General features: G+C 63.6%; 16 protein-coding genes. 6 read left to right on the forward strand and 10 right to left on the reverse strand.

All coding sequences use genetic code 11. The annotated features are described in order from the left end of the window. Positions 1–95 precede the first annotated feature (95 nt). From HMPREF2698_RS04145 to HMPREF2698_RS04160, 4 genes are all read right to left on the reverse strand, one after another. Positions 96–1,319, reverse strand: a complete 1,224-nt coding sequence (locus HMPREF2698_RS04145) for a pyridoxal phosphate-dependent aminotransferase (RefSeq protein WP_070562312.1) — start codon at positions 1,317–1,319, stop codon at positions 96–98. 10 nt (positions 1,320–1,329) lie between these two features. Continuing rightward, on the reverse strand, positions 1,330–1,950 hold the full coding sequence (locus tag HMPREF2698_RS04150) for a DUF1707 SHOCT-like domain-containing protein (protein WP_227485910.1): 621 nt from the start codon (positions 1,948–1,950) through the stop codon (positions 1,330–1,332). Positions 1,951–1,959: 9 nt separating this feature from the next. Next, the gene (locus HMPREF2698_RS04155) at positions 1,960–3,180 is read right to left on the reverse strand and encodes a cation:proton antiporter (RefSeq protein WP_070523707.1); all 1,221 of its coding nucleotides are present in this window, start codon (positions 3,178–3,180) and stop codon (positions 1,960–1,962) included. 69 nt (positions 3,181–3,249) lie between these two features. Beyond that, entirely contained in the window at positions 3,250–5,988 is a 2,739-nt protein-coding gene (locus tag HMPREF2698_RS04160) for a (Fe-S)-binding protein (protein ID WP_070562315.1), read from the reverse strand. A gap of 114 nt (positions 5,989–6,102) precedes the next feature. Here HMPREF2698_RS04160 and HMPREF2698_RS04165 point away from each other — a divergent pair, with 114 nt between their 5' ends. From HMPREF2698_RS04165 to HMPREF2698_RS04175, 3 genes are read left to right on the forward strand one after another with little or no spacing between them, the layout of a single operon-like run. Then, the gene (locus HMPREF2698_RS04165) at positions 6,103–6,675 is read left to right on the forward strand and encodes a DUF6230 family protein (RefSeq protein WP_070523701.1); all 573 of its coding nucleotides are present in this window, start codon (positions 6,103–6,105) and stop codon (positions 6,673–6,675) included. After that, positions 6,665–7,024: a DUF6114 domain-containing protein gene (locus tag HMPREF2698_RS04170; protein WP_070531987.1), complete on the forward strand. Its 360-nt coding sequence runs from the start codon at positions 6,665–6,667 to the stop codon at positions 7,022–7,024. Before HMPREF2698_RS04165 ends, HMPREF2698_RS04170 begins: the two co-directional genes overlap by 11 nt. Beyond that, positions 7,017–7,583, forward strand: coding sequence for a hypothetical protein (locus HMPREF2698_RS04175; RefSeq protein ID WP_070562318.1), 567 nt, complete (start codon positions 7,017–7,019; stop codon positions 7,581–7,583). The genes HMPREF2698_RS04170 and HMPREF2698_RS04175 overlap by 8 nt, the downstream gene beginning before the upstream one ends. Here the strand turns inward: HMPREF2698_RS04175 and HMPREF2698_RS04180 are convergent. From HMPREF2698_RS04180 to HMPREF2698_RS04190, 3 genes are all read right to left on the reverse strand, one after another. Continuing rightward, on the reverse strand, positions 7,580–9,511 hold the full coding sequence (locus tag HMPREF2698_RS04180) for an ABC transporter ATP-binding protein (protein WP_070562321.1): 1,932 nt from the start codon (positions 9,509–9,511) through the stop codon (positions 7,580–7,582). The two genes, HMPREF2698_RS04175 and HMPREF2698_RS04180, sit on opposite strands and share 4 nt — an antisense overlap. Beyond that, positions 9,512–11,221 carry an ABC transporter ATP-binding protein gene (locus tag HMPREF2698_RS04185; protein WP_070562324.1) on the reverse strand — a complete coding sequence of 570 codons (1,710 nt, stop codon included), beginning with the start codon at positions 11,219–11,221 and terminating at the stop codon, positions 9,512–9,514. A gap of 166 nt (positions 11,222–11,387) precedes the next feature. After that, complete coding sequence (locus HMPREF2698_RS04190) at positions 11,388–11,804, reverse strand: methylenetetrahydrofolate--tRNA-(uracil-5-)-methyltransferase (RefSeq protein WP_070523689.1); 417 nt, start codon at positions 11,802–11,804, stop codon at positions 11,388–11,390. 162 nt (positions 11,805–11,966) lie between these two features. On the opposite strand from HMPREF2698_RS04190, the gene HMPREF2698_RS04195 reads away from it, so the two are divergent. From HMPREF2698_RS04195 to HMPREF2698_RS04205, 3 genes are read left to right on the forward strand one after another with little or no spacing between them, the layout of a single operon-like run. Next, positions 11,967–12,749, forward strand: coding sequence for a phosphoadenylyl-sulfate reductase (locus HMPREF2698_RS04195; protein ID WP_070562328.1), 783 nt, complete (start codon positions 11,967–11,969; stop codon positions 12,747–12,749). Next, positions 12,749–13,645 (forward strand): sulfate adenylyltransferase subunit CysD, encoded by an 897-nt coding sequence (gene cysD / locus HMPREF2698_RS04200; protein ID WP_010188641.1) that lies wholly within the window; start codon positions 12,749–12,751, stop codon positions 13,643–13,645. Before HMPREF2698_RS04195 ends, cysD begins: the two co-directional genes overlap by 1 nt. Next, positions 13,645–14,937: a sulfate adenylyltransferase subunit 1 gene (locus HMPREF2698_RS04205; RefSeq protein WP_070562331.1), complete on the forward strand. Its 1,293-nt coding sequence runs from the start codon at positions 13,645–13,647 to the stop codon at positions 14,935–14,937. The genes cysD and HMPREF2698_RS04205 overlap by 1 nt, the downstream gene beginning before the upstream one ends. 9 nt (positions 14,938–14,946) lie before the next feature. Here HMPREF2698_RS04205 and HMPREF2698_RS04210 read toward each other — a convergent pair whose 3' ends face one another. From HMPREF2698_RS04210 to HMPREF2698_RS04220, 3 genes are all read right to left on the reverse strand, one after another. Further along, entirely contained in the window at positions 14,947–15,585 is a 639-nt protein-coding gene (locus HMPREF2698_RS04210; protein WP_070562334.1) for a hypothetical protein, read from the reverse strand. A 24-nt stretch (positions 15,586–15,609) separates the two neighbouring features. Further along, positions 15,610–16,488: a flagellar basal body-associated FliL family protein gene (locus tag HMPREF2698_RS13190; protein ID WP_141748923.1), complete on the reverse strand. Its 879-nt coding sequence runs from the start codon at positions 16,486–16,488 to the stop codon at positions 15,610–15,612. A 92-nt stretch (positions 16,489–16,580) separates the two neighbouring features. Next, positions 16,581–17,192: an LppP/LprE family lipoprotein gene (locus tag HMPREF2698_RS04220; RefSeq protein ID WP_070562340.1), complete on the reverse strand. Its 612-nt coding sequence runs from the start codon at positions 17,190–17,192 to the stop codon at positions 16,581–16,583. Positions 17,193–17,233 lie beyond the last annotated feature (41 nt).

Raw genomic sequence — 17,233 nt, forward strand, 5'->3', positions numbered from 1 at the left:
TGCTCGAGGCAAGGGGCCTCGCACGCTTTTGCGCTGAGCGCGCCCCTTTACGCCTGCCCGATCGTGGGAAGCCTGGCCGTCAGTAGCGTGCAGGGCTACTGGCGGTAGCTCACCAGGAAGTTGCCGAGCCGCTCGATCGCGTTCTCCAGCTGCGAAGCCCACGGCAGCGTGACCACGCGGAAGTGATCCGGCGTAGGCCAGTTGAAGCCGGTGCCCTGCACCATGAGGATCTTCTCTGCGCGCAGGATGTCGAGCATGAGCTTCGCGTCATCGTGAATCTCATACACCTCCGGGTCGAGGCGCGGGAAGCAATACAGCGCGCCCATCGGCTTCGTCACGGACACGCCCGGAATCTCGTTGAGCTTCTCGTAGGCAATGTTGCGCTGCTTGAGCAAGCGCCCGCCCTCACCGGTGAGCTCATAAATCGACTGCCGCCCACCAAGTGCGACCTGAATCGCGTGCTGCGCCGGTACATTCGGGCACAGGCGCGTGCCCGCCAGCAAATCCAGGCCCTCAATGAAACCGCGGGCATGGGACTTCGGGCCCGTCAGCACCATCCAGCCCGCGCGGTAGCCGGCCACGCGGTAGGCCTTCGACAGGCCATTAAACGTGATCGTCAGCAAGTCCGGCGCCAGGGAGGCAATCGAAATGTGCTTCGCACCGTCATAAAGAATGCGGTCATAAATCTCATCCGCCAGAATCAGCAGATTGTATTCGCGTGCTACCTCAACGATTCTCTGCAGCGTTTCACGCGAGTACACAGCACCCGTCGGGTTATTCGGATTAATGACCACAATTGCCTTGGTCTTCTCCGTTACTTTTGCGCGAATATCCTCAATGGACGGATTCCAATCATCCTCTTCATCGCACAAATAGTGCACGGGCGTGCCACCCGCCAGCGACGTCGCCGCCGTCCACAGGGGGTAGTCAGGGGCGGGGATGAGAACCTCATCGCCGTCGTCAAGCAGCGCCTGCGTGACCATCGAAATCAGTTCGGAGACGCCGTTGCCCAGGTACACGTCATTGACGTCGAAGCTGGGGAAATCCTCCAGCTCATAGCGCGTCACAATCGCGCGACGCGCCGGGATAATTCCCTTCGATGTGGAGTAGCCCTGGGAGGTCGGCAGCGCCGCAATCATGTCGCGCATGATGACGTCCGGCGCATCGAAACCAAACACTGCCGGGTTGCCGGTGTTGAGCTTCAAAATGCTGTGCCCGTCGAGCTCCATGCGCTCGGCCTCCGTGGAAACCTCGCCGCGAATATCGTAGGCAACGCCTTGTAGTTTGGTGGATTGATCAAAAATCCGGTTGTGTGTCATGCCGGATATGTTACTTCTGGTTCCACTGCTCCAGCTTGCGTTTGGCCAGATTCATCGCATCGCCGGTGATTTCGCTTGCTTGACGACGCCTCTCCGCCCATTGCGCCTGCTCCAACGCCCGCATCTGCGCGCGTTCCTCCGCGCCCGCGGCCTTGAGCTCGCGCATGCGCTGGCGCTCGATCTGGCGCGGCGACGGGCGATGCCAGGATTCCGGGCCCACCTTGGCCACGTACAGCATGATCCACAGCGCAGGGATGAGGAAGAGCAATCCCGTTCCGGTCAGCGCGGCGGTGACGCCGGACATGGCACCGAAAGATGCAATCGAGCCGAACAACAACCCCAGCGTGCCCACCATGGCCGTGGCCAGTCGAGGCTTCTTCGTAGCCTGGTAGGCGCGCTCCATCTCACCTTGGGAGTAAATCTTGAGCTCCGTGCTGGCCTTGGTGGGGATATCCATGAAGACGGCCGCCAGCTCGCGGCGAGTCGTCGCCTCCATTATCGCGTCGGTGCGCTGTTCAAACTCGTCCATCGATAGACGGCCTTCACCCAAGGCCTGGGCGAGGTCGTTGACGGCGTTGGTCCGTTCGGCGTCGGAAAGCCGCATGCTGAAAGGATTAGTCACAATAGCCATCCTAACAGCCTATTTAGCTTGCTCCTTTTCGCGCACGAGGCCGGAGAGGAACGGGAAGATTGCGACGGTGAGGGCACCGCCGGCGATGAAGATCGAGGCCATTTCTGTATCGACGATGCCCGAACCCACCGCAAGCGTCATCACCGCCACGATGATGGGCAGGCCGGTTGCCGCATAGAGCGCCACTTGGAGGCGCTCGCGGGTGGTTTCGACGTCGGAGCCCGTGTGGTGGATATTTTCGCGCAGGAACACTGGCAGGCCGCGGGTCACCAGGATAAGAAGCGGGATGCCGAGGACCTTGAGGGGCTCGTCCACGATGACCTTCCAGTCAATCGCCATGCCGGAGACCACGAAGAAGACCGGGATGAGCATGGAATAAAACACCACGTCGAGGCGATTCTCCAAGCCCTTATGAAACTCATCGGGCACGATGCGGTTCAAGATGATGCCCGCAGCGAAGGCGCCCAGCACGATATCGAGCTCAAAAACGGCGGTGACCGCCATGAGGATGGCCAGAATCAAAATGATGAGGCGCATGATGGTTTGGTTGGTGGAGCCCGCCCCAGAGATGAATGCGTCCTTGAACCACGGCATGAGCGTCGTAATGGCAAAGGGCATGATGGCCACGGCGACCGCGATTGCGATGAAGGCCAGAAGAATCAACATTGTGGTCCACGTGGAGCGCGTTCCCAAAAGGAGCGCCATCGCGGTAATCGGCGCAACCTCACCGATGGCGCCGTGGATGACCACGGAATCGCCCACCCGCGTGCCAAGCAGCTTGTCCTGCTTGAGCATCGGCGTGATGGTGCCCAGTGCCGTCGACGTCAAAGCAATTGCCATGACGATGGCACCCGGGATGTCATCCATGAGGAAGTACGCGCCGACGCCACACACCACCATGCAGATGAGCCACGTGGACAGCCCCGTCGCGGCTTCCTTCGACTTCAGGCTGGCGAGGTCAATTTCAAAACCCGCAAGCAGGAACAGCGCGCCAACGCCAAGCTCCTTGAGCATCCCGATGCCGGGGTCTTCATGGGCCAGGCCCAACATCGATGGGCCGATGAGCATGCCGAAGAAAATCAACAGCGCCACGGCCGGCATCTTCTTGCCCAGGGCATGAGACACCAACGGCGCCAACAGCGCCACCGCCATAATCCATGCGAAGGACACCAGCGAGTTGGTGTAGTTGGTCTCGCCCGAGGCGAGGACGTAGGTTACGTCAGTTTGCATGGGGTAGAGCGTACCTGTGGGGTATCAGGCACGCCTACCCCGTGCGTTGGTGGTGTGGCCGACGTCGCACTAGTCGCCCTTGCTTGCCGACGCCCCCGGAGCCTTCGGCGCCCCCGGGGCACTGGGTGCCGCTGGCGCGTCTGGCACAGATGGTGCCTGAGGTGCGCTGGGTGCAGTTGGAGGTTTCGGTGCCGAAGGAGCAGCCGGGGCACTAGGCGCTGCGGGTGCCTTAGGTGCGCTGGGGGCCGCCGGTGCACCTGGGGCGGAAGGAGCGGTTGGGGTAGCCGGTGGTGTCGGAGCGGATGGAGCCGTTGGGGCCGCCGGTGGTGTCGGTGCGGACGGCGCCGCAGGAGTGCTGGGCGCAGTTGGAGGCGTCGGTGCCGAAGGAGTAGCCGGGGCACTAGGCGCTGCGGGTGCTTGCGGGGCGCTTGGTGCGGACGGCGCGGCGGGTGCGCTGGGGGCAGCCGGAGCCGCCGGTGCAATCGGAGCGCCAGGGGAGGAAGGAACCGTTGGAGCAGTAGGCACGGTTGGCGCGGACGGAGCTTGGGGCGCAGTGGGTGCTGCAGGAGCGCTGGGGGCAGCCGGAGGCGTCGGCGCTGCAGGTGCCTGCGGCGTGCTGGGCGCAGACGGCGTTGCAGGTGCTTGCGGCGCAGAGGGAGCGCTTGGTGCGGAGGCATTCTGCGGCGTAGGGGCCTGCGGAGAGCTTGTCGGGGCAGATTGCGCCGCGGGTCCTTTCGGGGAAGGCGCGTTGGAGACCGGCAGGCGGCGAGGCGTGTCGAGGAAGGCCTTCTCGCGCGGGGCGGGGAGGTCGCCGGAGGGGGCGATGGCGCTGCGCAGCATGAGCGCCACATCGCTGACCTGAGTTTCCGGCGCGATGGATTTCACGCCGCCCGTGAGCATGACGTTGCAGAACGGGCAGCCCGTCGCGATCTGTTCCGCGCCCGTTGCCACGGCCTGCTCCGAGCGGAACTCGTTGATGCGCTTGCCTAGCTTTTCCTCCATGAACATGCGCGCGCCACCGGCGCCGCAGCAGAAGGCCTCGTCGCGGTTGTGGTCCATCTCCGCCAGCGACGCACCGGTCGCCTCCACGAGCTCACGCGGCGGGTCGAAGACCTTGTTGTGGCGGCCCAGGAAGCACGGGTCGTGGTAGGTCACCGGCTTGCGGTCCTCCGGGGAGCGCGGCACCGGGACCAGGAGCTTCTCCCGCACCAAACGGTTAAGCAGCTGCGTGTGGTGCAGCACGTCGAAGTGGCCGTCGAAATCCGGGTACTCGTTGCGAATCGTGTTGAAGCAGTGCGGACACGTCGTGATGATTTTGCGCTGGCCTTTGGGGACGCCGGCGAAGGCGTCGTTAAGCGTGGCGACGTTCTGCTCCGCCATCACCTGGAACAGGAACTCATTTCCGGCACGGCGCGCCGGGTCACCGGTACAGGTTTCGCCCGTAGCCAACACACCGAACTTCACGCCCGCCGTGTGCAGCATGTCCACCACGGCGCGCGTCGTGGCGCGGCCCTTGTCGTCGTAAGTACCCGCGCAACCGACCCAGAACAGATACTCCAGGTCCGAAAAGTCTTCCGCGTCCTCACCAATAATCGGCACCTCGATGCCATCGGCACGCGCCTCATCGATCCACGCGCGGCGCTCCGAGGCGTTGCGACCCCACGGATTGCCCTTCGTCTCCATGTTCTTAAACAGTCCGGTCAGCTCCGACGGGAAGTCGGACTCCGCCAGCACCTTAAACCGGCGCAGGTCCGCCACGTGGTCGATGTGCTCGATATCCACCGGGCACTGGTCCACGCACGCACCGCAGTTGGTGCAGGCCCACAGGACGTCATCATCAATCGTGCCCGCCATCGCCAGCACGTTGAGCCCCTCATGCGGGTTGTAGTTATCCAGCGCGCCCTGGCGCAGGTCCATCATGAGCTTCTTCGGGCTCAGCGGCTTCTCAGTGTTCCACGCGGGGCACAGGTCCTGGCAGCGGCCGCATTCGGTGCAGGAGGAGGCGTCGAGAAGCATCTTCCAGCTCCCCGGTTCGAGGTCCTCCAGGTCCGGCGTGGGCACAGCCCCCAGCGCCTTCTCACCGTCCGCGTTGCGCTGGAAGAAGATGTTAAAGAAGGCCATGAAACGGTGCCACATCACGCCCCACTGGAAATAGCGCGCGATGCATGCGATGAACACCAGGCCCGTCAGCAGCTTCACCAGGGCAAAGAACTGCACCATGCTTGGCGACGCCTGCATAATCCCCGCCACACGCATAGTCAAGAAATCAGCCCACGGGGAGCCGCCGCCATAGGTGGCGATGGCGGAGGCCTTGACGGCGAGCATGCCCAGGCCCTCGAGGAGCACGATGGCCTCCACCAGGCGTGCGGGGAAGACCTGCGAATTATAGAAACGGCTGCCGCGCTCGGTGTGGCCGAGCTTGAGGCGCACGCCGATGAGGAAGCAGATGCCCAGCACGGTTCCGATGGCGAGGACCTCTTCGATGAAGTGGTAGACCGGCCAGTCGCTGAGCCACGGCCAGCCTTTATCGGGCGCGAAGGTTTGGATATAGGCCTCGAACCAGACGATGGCGCCGAAGAGGAAGCCCACCATCACGAGCCAGTGCGCGGCGTTGACCAGCGGCCGGCCCTTGAAGTGGGTATGGCCGAAGACTTCGATAAGCACGCGGCCGAGGCGCGCCAGGGGGCGGTCGGTACGGTTTAGCTGCGTGGGGCCGCCGGAGCGGATGAACCGAAACAGCGCCGTGAGGCGGTAGAAAAAGTACAGCCACACCGGGACCGATGCGGCGATGGCAACCCAGCCGAACATGCGCGCTCCTTTAATTGCTGCTGTGTGTGCCTCTTACCTTAAATCCTCGGCCCCGAAATCAGTGAGTCAGGATTCAGCTAGTGTTTTCGGAGGCCGAGAAATAAGCTGACGTGTATGGGAAGAATCAGTGCGCCGAAGGCGGCGGTGGGGCTTATCGCAGGATTTGCGGCTTTCGGCGTGACGGGGTTTGCAGTGGCGCAAGGCGGTCTGACGGCGAACCTGGCGCTATCGGGAACGTTCTTCAACGTCAACATGCGGCACTTGGAGGGCGAGGCTTTCTCGCTCTTCGTGGATAGTGACAAGAAGGGCGAGGAGGACGTGCCGACGGCCCGGTTGAAGATGGAGCACGCGGTGGCCTCGGATCTTTGCCTCTACGTCACGACGGACCTGCCGGCGGTGGGGGAGGCCACGCTGGCGCTGAAGGCGAAGGGCGATAACAGCGTGGAGGCCACCGACTTGTTGGTTGGTGCGTCGGACATCGAGGGTTCGTTGGTCATGGAGGATGCGAACGTGGGCATCGATGCGCGCCAGCTGTCCACCACCGCGGATCCCGGAACGTGGGGCCTGTATGCAAAGAAGGTTTCGCTGACTGCCGACGACGTCCGCGCCACCTCCATCGGCGCCAAGACGCTGTCAGCACAAAACGTGGGCGTATCCGTGGAACGGGGCCGCGGAAATGGCTGCTGATCGGTTTAAGGCGTGGCGCGGTGGGCGGCCGTTCATCCCGGGTTTGCTGCTCATACTTTCGGGAATCGTCATCGCCACGCCTGCGTATTTCACCGTGCATATCTCGGACCTGCTGGTCATGATTTCCACGGTGTCGGGCGTGTCCACGCTGCTCATCGGGGCGCTGTTGGTCATGTTCGGCTTAGGAGCGTGGTTTCGCCCGGCCACCTCGACGTATCTGGGAGTGCTCGGCATCATCGTGGCCGTGATTGCGCTGCCTACCTCTAACTTGGGAGGCTTCCTTATCGGCACGCTGCTCGGCATCATTGGCGGCGCGCTCACCCTGGCGTGGGAGCCCACCGATGTTTAAGCACCGTCCTTCGCGCTCACGGAGCGTGTTGTTCGTGGCCGCCATGGTCGCTGCGGCGAGTGCGACGGGCGTGAGCGCGCAGGTCGCCCCGGCGCAGCCCTACTTTTCCACCGTGAAGGCGGACGAGGTCACGCTAACGGGAAACGTGAAAGCCACGCTGGGCACGATGCCCACCCGCGACGGCGAGGTGCGCGTTATCGAGCTGACTGGTGATCGCCTTGCCGTGCACAACCTGGCCATCACCTTGCCCGGAAAATCCGGCGATGGCCTGCTCACCACCGGTGGTTCAGTAACCACCGTGGAGCCCGCGCGCATCGTGGCGACCTCGCTGACCGCCACGCCTACCGTCGAGGGCGCGCGCACCGTGCCCGTCACGGCGGATCTCACCAGCGGCGATATCAACGCCGTCCTCGATCAGCTCGGAATTCCCCCTGCTCCGGACGCCGAGCTTCCCGACGCCCTCATGGAGCACCTTTCCTTAAGCGACGTCACCCTCGAGTTGGCGAACCTCACGGGTGACACGTTCTCGGCCCCGAGGATGTCCGTGACCGTCGACTAGTCCTCGCGGAACTGGGACTGGTGGAGGCGCCAGTAGGCGCCGTGGGCGTCGAGAAGCTCGGCGTGGGTGCCCTGCTCCACGATGCGACCTTCCTCCATGACGATGATGATGTCGGCGTCACGAATCGTGGACAGGCGGTGCGCGATGATGAAGGAGGTGCGATCCGCGCGCAGCGCGTTCATGGCGTCCTGAACAAGCACCTCGGTGCGGGTATCCACGGAGGAGGTCGCTTCGTCGAGGATGAGGAGCGCCGGCTGCGCCAGGAAGGCGCGCGCGATGGTGATGAGCTGGCGCTCGCCGGAGGAAATCGCGCCATTGTCCTGATCGATGACGGTGTCATAGCCCTCAGGCAGCGCGTGGACGAAGCGGTCCACGTAGGTGGCCTTGGCGGCGGCAATGACTTCCTCATCGGTCGCGTCGAGGCGGCCGTAGCGGATGTTGTCCATGATGGTGCCCTCGAAGACGACGGCGTCCTGCAGCACCATGCCCACCTGGGAGCGCAGCTCGTGGCGCGACATCGTAGCGGTGTCGACGCCGTCGAGGCGGATGGTGCCGGAATCGATGTCGTAGAAGCGCATGATGAGGTTGACCAGCGTGGTCTTGCCGGCACCCGTGGGGCCCACGATGGCCGCGGTCTGGCCCGGCTCCACGCGCAGGCTGAGGTCCTGGATGAGCGGCTTGTCGGGGGCATAAGAGAAGTCGACGTCCGTGAACTCCACGAGCCCCTTGGCACGCCCACCTAGCTGGGAGGTGGGCTCCTCAGCGGGCTCTTCCTCGGCGTCGAGGAACTCGAAGACACGCTCGGCCGAGGCTACGCCCGACTGCACCTGCTGCATCATGCCGCCCAGCTGGCCCAGGGGCTGGTTGAACTCGCGGGAGTACTGGATGAAGGCCTGCGCGCCACCCAACGTCAGCGAGCCGGAAGCCACCTTGAGCGCGCCCAGCACCGCGATGACCACGTAGGACAGATAAGAGATGAACTGCATGATCGGCATCATCATTCCGGCCAGGAACTGCGCCAGCGACGCGGAGCGGAACAGCTCCTCGTTGCGTTTATCAAAATCCTCCGTCATAGAATCGATGCGCCCGAAAACCGTGGCCAGGTCATGGCCGGAGAAGGCTTCCTCGACCTGCCCGTTGAGGTCACCGGTGGCCTTCCACTGCGCCTTGAACTGCTTTTGCGCGCGCGAGCCGACGACCCCGATGACCACCGCGGTTAGCGGCAGCGCCAGCAGCGCAACGAGGGCCAGCTGCCAGGACACGGTGAACATCATGACCGTGATTCCGATGACCATGAGCAGGTTATAAAACAGCTGCGAAATGGCCTGCTGCAGGGCCGTTTGGACGTTGTCGGCATCGTTGGTGGTGCGCGACAGAAGGTCGCCGCGCGACTGCGTATCGAAGTAGTTCAGCGGCAGCCGGTTGATCTTCGCCTCGATGCGCTCGCGCAGATCGAAGACAACCTTCATCACCAGCGAGTTAAGAAGGTAGCCCTGCCACCACTGGAAGAGCGAGGACACCACGTACATCGCAATCACGATGCCGATGACCGTGCCCAGCTTGGAAAAATCAATGCCGAAGCCAGGGTTCAAGTCCATGGCGGAGGCCATGTCCGCGAACTTATCCTGCCCGCCCGCGCGCAGAGCGGCGATGGCCTGCTCCTTGGTCATACCGGCGGGCAGGTGGCGGGAAATGACGCCGGAGAAGATGACGTCGGTGGCCTTGCCCATAACCTTGGGCGCGGCCACGGCGAGGAACACGCACACGAGGTTCATCGCGGCAATCGCGACAAGCTGCGCCTTGAACGGCGCGAGCAGGCCAAAAAGACGCTTGGCGGAGGGCCAGAAGTTCTTGGCCTTGCGCGGCGCGTTCTCGCCGGTCTTCTCCTCGATCTCGGCTTCTAACGTCGCGTTATCTTGCTCAGTCATTTATGCCACCTCCTGGGATTCCACAATTTCGCGGTACGTCGTCGAGCTTTCCAACAGCTCCTCGTGCGTGCCGCGGGCCACGACGCGCCCGGCGTCCATGACCAGAATCTGATCCGCATCCACGATCGAGCTCACGCGCTGCGCCACGATGATGGTCGTCGCCTTCGCGGTGTATTCCCGCATGGCGTCGCGTACCGCGGCATCCGTGAGCACGTCGAGCGCGGAGAAGGAATCATCAAAGAGGTACACCAGCGGCCGCGCCACCAGCATGCGTGCGATGGACAGGCGCTGGCGCTGGCCGCCGGAAACGTTGGTGCCGCCCTGGGAGATGTGCATGTCGAGGTCCTCGACGAAGTTTGCCTGGGCCACGCGCAGCGCTTCCCACAGCTCCTCGTCGGTGGCGTCCGGGGCGCCGAGGCGCAGGTTGGAGGCCACGGAACCGCTAAACAGGTACGGCTTCTGAGGCACGAGGCCCACACGCTTGACGACGTCCCCTCGTGCCATATCGGCGATATTGGTGCCGTCGAGAAGCACGCGCCCCTTCGTCGGGAGGTAGAGGCGCGGGATCAGGGAGAGTGCGGTGGTTTTGCCGGAACCGGTCGCGCCGATGAGAGCGGTGGTGGTGCCGGGGGTGGCGGTGAAGGAGACGTCGTGAAGCACGGGCGCTTCGGCGCCGGCGTACTGGAACGTGACGTTGTCGAACTCGACCACACCCTCGGAGCGCTCCGGGGTGAGCGGGTTAGCGGGCTCGACGATGGAGGGATCGTGCTCGAGGACGTCGGTGATGCGGCGCGCGCAAATGACGGCGCGGGGCAGCATCATGGCCATGAAGGTGCCCATCATGACCGCCGCGAGGATCTGCAGCAGGTACTGCAAAAAGGCGGTCAGTGAGCCGATTTCCACGAGGCCATCGTCGACGCGGTGGCCGCCGAACCACAGGACCGCGCCCGTGGCTACGTTCAGGATGACGGTGATGATGGGGAACATGAGGATGAACAGCTGGCCGACCTTCAGGGAGAGGTTGGTGATGTCACGGTTGGCGGTACGGAAACGCTCGGCCTCGTGCTCCTCGCGGGTAAAGGCGCGGACGACGCGAATGCCGGCGATTTGCTCGCGCAGCGTGCCGTTCATGACGTCGAGCTTTTCCTGCCACGAGCGGAAGAGCGGCATGAGGCGGACGATGATGACGGAGATGGCGGCCAGCAGTACGATGACGGACACCGCGACGAGCCAGGACATTCCGGCGTCTTCGCGGATGGCCATGATGATGCCGCCGATGGACATAATGGGTGCGGCAACCATGAAGTTGAGCATCATCATGTAAACCATCTGGACCTGCTGGACATCGTTGGTGCCGCGGGTAATGAGGGTGGCGGTGCCGAAGTTGCTCATGTCTTCGGCGGAGTAGCGGGTGACGCGGCGGAAGACTTCGGAGCGCAGGTCGCGGCCGAGGCCCATGGCGGTGCGGGAGCCGAACCAGATAGCGGCGATGGCGGCGCTGACCTGGATGAAGGCCACGATGAGCATGATGCCGCCGGTGTGCCAGATGTAGTCGATGTCTACTTGGGCAACGCCCTTGTCGATGATCTTCGCGTTGAGCGAAGGGAGGTAAAGCGTTGCTGCGGTGGACAGTGCTTGGAGAAGCAGCACCGCGATGACGTAGCCGGTATACGGCTTCGAGCGGGATATGAGGATACGTAGGAGTTCCATAGACCAACGTTTCATGTGAGCGGCCTGGAAAGGCCAAAGGTCAATGACCGCGCAAGTCTATCCCGCTAGACGCGAGTGCGTCTAGCGAGTGCGGTGGTGCAAGGACTGGCAGCAGGCTTCCCCATTTCCCTGCGCGAGCGTTGAGCTCGCGCGTTTAGCTCGCGCGCTAGAAGCAGACCGGGGCGCGCTGGGCGCGAGCCGTGACGGCGGCCCAGTCCTCGACGTCGTCGGTGGGCTGGCACAGGCCCTCCCACGTGGTGATGGCCACGCCGCGGGCCATGAGTTCCAAAAGAACGAGGTGGTGGTCCCCGGAAGCGGAGAGCTGGTTGAGGTCCGAGTGGTTGATGTCCGCGTCCGGGCCATAGCCCACGCGCACGTTGCCGATGAGCCGCAGGCGCGGCGTGGTCCCCTTCGGGCACGGCTCAGCAACGGATTCCGCGCCGGAGAGCCCGGCGAAGCGGCGCAGCAAACCGAAGGGCGCGGGGCGCTCGCAGTAGAGGTCTACGCACAGCCCGGCCCTGATGAGCCGTTCGGCGGTGGAGAGCGCGGCGGGGCTGTCCCCGACGATGGCAACACGCTGCATGAGAACCCCTTCAGTTCGGTAGAAATAGACTGTCTAGTCTGTAAATCTAGTCCGCTCGGTTCATTCTGGCTAATTTTTATTCTCCCTAGTACCCAAGCTCACAGCCCCCGCGGCCCACTGTGGGGCTGCGCACAGGCCCGCCTCCCTTTAATGTGAGGTGTCATGACCGAACCGATAAACCTGCTGGACCGCGGCTACTACCGTGACCCCAGCATTAGCCCCGAAGGCACCCGCGACACCGCGCCGCTGGAACCTGCCGTGGCCCAGCGCAACCAGGAACTCGTCGACAAGTGGGCCGACAAGCTTTACGACGCCTCCGCCGAGACCATCACCGAATGGGCCGCCGAGCACGCACCCGGCCGCCTCGCCGTCACGATGTCCATGGAAAACACCGTGCTGGCCGAGCTCGCGCACCGCGCCCACTTAGACGCCGACCTCCTCTTCATCGACACCGGCTGGCACTTTGAGGAGACGTTGGGGGTGGCGGGGGACGTCGCCAAGCGCTATGCGGACCTGCCGCTGGTGACCGTGCTCCCGCTGCTGAGTCCTGAGGAGCAGGACAAGATTTATGGCCCGCGCCTGTACGCGCGCGACGTTGCGGCCTATAACCGTATGCGCAAGGTGGAGCCGCTCAACATGGCCATGGACCCCTACGTCGGGTGGGTCACCGGCCTGCGCCGCGCCGATTCCGAGCACCGCGCGAGTGCCCCGGCGCTGAGCCTGGACCGCACGGGCCGGCTGAAGATTTCCCCGATTATTACCTGGGACCTCGATGACACTGACGCTTATATCAAGGAACACGACCTCATCATCCACCCCCTCACCCTCCAGGGGTACCGCTCTATCGGCTGCGCGCCGTTGACCTTCCCGGTAGGCGAGGGCGAGGATGCGCGCTCCGGGCGCGTTTTCGCTGACGGCAAGACAGAATGCGGGTTGCACGACTAATGACTCTTTCACCACACCTTAAAGACTTAGAGAACGAATCCCTTCACATCCTGCGCGAAGTCGCCGGGCAATTCGACAAGGTAGGCCTGCTCTTTTCCGGCGGCAAGGACTCCGTCGTCGTCTTCGAGCTCGCCCGCCGCGCCTTTGCGCCGGCCACAGTGCCCTTCGAGCTCATCCACGTCGATACCGGGCACAACTTCCCGGAGGTCATCGACTTCCGCGATCAGCTCGTCGCCGAGACCGGCGCGCGCCTGCACGTCGCTCACGTCCAGGATTGGATCGACCGCGGCGACCTCCAGGAGCGCCCCGATGGCACCCGCAACCCGCTGCAGTCCGTGCCGCTGGTGGAGACCATCGCGGAGCGCGGTTACGACGCCGTCCTGGGTGGCGCGCGCCGCGACGAGGAGCGCGCCCGCGCCAAGGAGCGCATCTTCTCCATCCGCGATTCCTTCGGCGGCTGGGACCCGCGCCGCCAGCGCCCGGAGCTGTGGGACCTCTACAACGGTGGCAAGATGGCCGGCGAAAACGTCCGCGTCTTCCCCATCTCCAACTGGACCGAATCCGATATTTGGGAGTACATCGGCGCGCGCAATCTGCAGCTTCCCTCCATCTACTACTCGCACCAGCGCGAGGTGTTTAACCGCAACGGCATGTGGCTGACCCCGGGCGAGTGGGGCGGCCCGCGCGAGGATGAACCGTTGGAGACCCGCACCGTGCGCTACCGCACCGTGGGCGATATGTCCTGCACCGGTGCTGTGGAATCCACCGCCGCCTCCCCCGATGAGGTGCTCGCGGAAATCTCCATTTCCACCCTGTCCGAGCGCGGCGCCACCCGCGCCGATGACAAACTGTCCGAGTCCGCCATGGAGGACCGCAAGAAGGAAGGCTACTTCTGATGACGACTACCCTCGCACCGAATGTCGGCGCGCTCAAACAGCGCGATACCCTGCGCCTGTGCACCGCCGGTTCCGTCGATGACGGCAAGTCCACCTTCGTGGGCCGCCTGCTCTACGACACCAAGTCCGTGCTGGCGGACCAGGTGGAGTCCATGGAGCGTTCCTCTGCCGACCGCGGCTTCGACGGCATGGACCTCTCACTGCTTGTCGACGGCCTCCGCGCCGAACGCGAGCAAGGCATCACCATCGACGTGGCCTACCGCTACTTTGCCACCGATAAGCGCACCTTCATCCTCGCCGATACCCCGGGCCACGTGCAGTACACGCGCAACACGGTCACCGGCATGTCCACCTCCCAGGTGGTGGTGCTGCTTGTCGACGCCCGTAATGGCGTCGTCGAACAAACCCGCCGCCACCTCAACGTTGCTGCACTCCTGGGCGTGCGCCACGTGATCCTGGGCGTGAACAAGATCGACCTGGTGGACTACGACGAGGCCACCTTCCGCGCGATTGAGGCGGAGTTCAACGAGGTCGCCGCGCGCTTGGGCATTACGGATTCGGTCGCTATCCCGATTTCCGCGCTGAAGGGCGATAACGTGGTGGAACGCTCCACGAACATGCCGTGGTACGAGGGCCCGACGGTCCTCGAAACGCTCGAGACCGTCCCCGTGGCCACCGGCCGCGCCGACGATCTGGACATGCGTTTCCCCATCCAGTACGTCATCCGCGAGCACGCCTCCGACTACCGCGGCTATGCCGGCCGCGTGAAGGCCGGGCACGTGGCGGTGGGGGATGAGGTGACGCTGCCGGGCGGGCGGACCTCGACGGTCACCGCGATTGATACCACCGACGGCCCGCTTGGCTCGGATGAGGCGGCGCGCGCCGGGGATTCCGTGGTACTTAGGCTGGCCGATGACATCGACTTGGCCCGCGGCGACCTCGTCGCTGGTTCACAGCGCCCGGAGGAGGTGCGCGAATTCGCCGCCACCGCGGTGGTCCTCACGGACAAGGAGCTGCGCGCGGGACAGATGGTGAAACTGCGCTATGGTGCCGCGCTGGTCAAGGCGCGCGTGGCATCGGTGGAGCGCATCCTCGACCTCGATGGCGTGGCGGATGTTGAGGCACCGGAATCAGCAGCCCTCAATGACATTGCGTTCATCACCGTCCAGACACAGGCGGAGCTTCCCGTGGAGGATTATGCCGCCCGCGGCGCGGTGGGCAACTTCCTGCTCATCGATCAGTCCAGCGGCAACACGTTGGCAGCAGGATTTGTGGGCCAGCGCCTGCGTTAATCCGCGAGTTTAGGCCGTGGCGTTCTTCTCGGCCTGCTTGCGGCCCAAGGTCTTGCGCAGGGACCAGATGAACTCCGCGATCATCAGGTAGACCGGGGTGCCGCCGGCGACCATGAAGAAGAAGGCGCCGGCGGAGCTGGCCTCGTCGACGTAGTCATCAGCGCCGTAGAGGAGTTCGACGCCGCTGGCGTTGCCGACCTCCGCGAGGGCGCCGAGGCCGCGAATGGTGGAGATGATCCACATGAAGGCCAGCAGGCCCCACACGATGCACCACTGAATCGACTGGGCGCGCTGGCGGGAGGGCTCCACGGCGAAGGAGAAGTTGCTCAGATCAACGTTGAAGTTGGAGGAACCGGAAGCCTGGGCGGTCGACGGCTGGGGCATGAGCTGCACGCCCGAGCCAGACGTGGCGATCTCACGGATGCGGGCGACGTCCACCTCGGGGCCGAAGGGATCCGCGAGTGCTCGGTCATACTGCTCGCGGCGGTCCTGGCGGGAGAAGATGCTGTGGGCGGTGGAGAGCTCGTCGTAAAGCGCGGCGTTGGACGGGTCAGTCGCGGAGAGGCGGCGCTCGATATCCGAGGTCAGGGTCGCGGAATCAGCGGAAGGGTCAAGGTTGAGGGAGTTATAGAGGTTGTAGTGTGCCACGAGGCGAAAAGTCCTTTCGAGGGGTTAGCAGGGATCGCTGAAATCTGCATTGTTATTGAGCGAACGGGCGTTGCCACCGTATCGCGCCTTGAGCTTACAGACCTCATCCACGCTGTGGCCGGCGTCGTAGTAGGCCGCATAGACCTGCTTGCCTTCGTGCTCCGAACGCAGCGAGCTGCATGCTGTTCCCGGTATGATCTTGACCCCGGCGTAATGGGCCTCAACGCGGTTGATTTCGGATTGCGGGGACTCGCCATAAGGGACGAGGAGGGAGTCCACGATGAGGATATAGCGGCCATCGCAGGTCTCTTGCGCTTGTGTGCTCTCAGCGCTGTCCTCAGTGCTCTGCTCGCAGAGGGGGATGTCATCCGTGATTTGCTTCGGGACATTGTCGGCGCTGAGGCGGTTGGAATCCCAGCACTTGATCGTCGTTGAGTCAACGAGGTCGTCGTTCTTATAGGGAACCCATTTTCCACCGCCCCAGGAATAGAGATAAAAAGAGGAGCTATTTTCTGTGGCGAGGTAGAGCCAGTCGTCATTGCAAAACAGCGTCATCGGGCGTGGAATATCGTTCCTGGTCTTTTCGGCTGCTGTACCGCACCTGTCCTGAGGCGTGGCTTTAGACGTCACGGGTTTCGCAGTGCTCGTCTTAACGCTCGTAGTGAGGGGTTCACTGCTTGTTGTGGTGGCCTCAGAATTTGTTGTGCTGGTGCTCGGGGCCACCTGCGTAAAGAGGGCCTCCTGCTCTGTGGTTTCAGAAGAGGAGCGCGACATTAACAGCCACGTGACACCAGCAATGATCGCAAGGAGTACGACGACGGCGATGATCACAATGCTTCCCGAGCGTGCAGGACGTTCCGGGCCCTCGTTGCTTGGCGGGGGCCAAGGGTGGCTATTGGTCACGCAGGAAACTCCTTAAAACGGGGGCGGATGACAGCAGCTTCCACAGGAAGCCGTGTCACACTATAGCCGTATTTACCCTCACAATAAGGGGTTTAATTCGGTGGGACGTCGCCGCTCATGACTGTTTTCTGCTGGTCTTCGTCCCAACGGAATCCGGCATGCGTTTCGCCGGTGCACCCGGCGGTGGTTTCGCCCTCGCGGGCCCAGTGGTAGGTCACGGCGATCTCAGCGTCATTCACTCGCTCGACGGTGGGGAAGAAACCATAAGGTTCGAAGGTGGCGGTGCCAAGGTATTCGCCTTTGTGGAAGAGCATGATGTGGTGCGGCGAGGAGGCCGTGGCACCCTCGATGGTGATAATTTGCCAGCTCAAATCCGCGCAAGGGTCGAACCCTGAGGAGGAGGATAGTTGCCAGCCAAAGTCATTCCACGGCGCGATGCTGCCAATGCCTGATTGATAGGCCTCGTCGGCGTCGATATCCTCGCAGGACTCCGGGCCTTCCTCACTCTGGGTAGGGGAAGGTGCCTCGTTGCTCGTCGGCTCGGGGCTTTCGGCCTTTTCCGTGGTGTTCTCGGTGGCAACGTTCGCCGAGCTGTTGTGGACCGCGCTGAACATAGGGGTCTCTGCCTCGTCCTGATGGCTTTGCGCACAAGCAGCGAGCGGGAGGCAGATGAGGATAGCGCCCACGAAGGCAGGCCTGAGCATTATTTTTCCTTCCATAAAAAAGTGCGCCTCGTGTGAGGCGC

The organism is Corynebacterium sp. HMSC072A02 (genome assembly GCF_001810085.1).
Classification (GTDB): Bacteria; Actinomycetota; Actinomycetes; order Mycobacteriales; family Mycobacteriaceae; genus Corynebacterium; species Corynebacterium hesseae.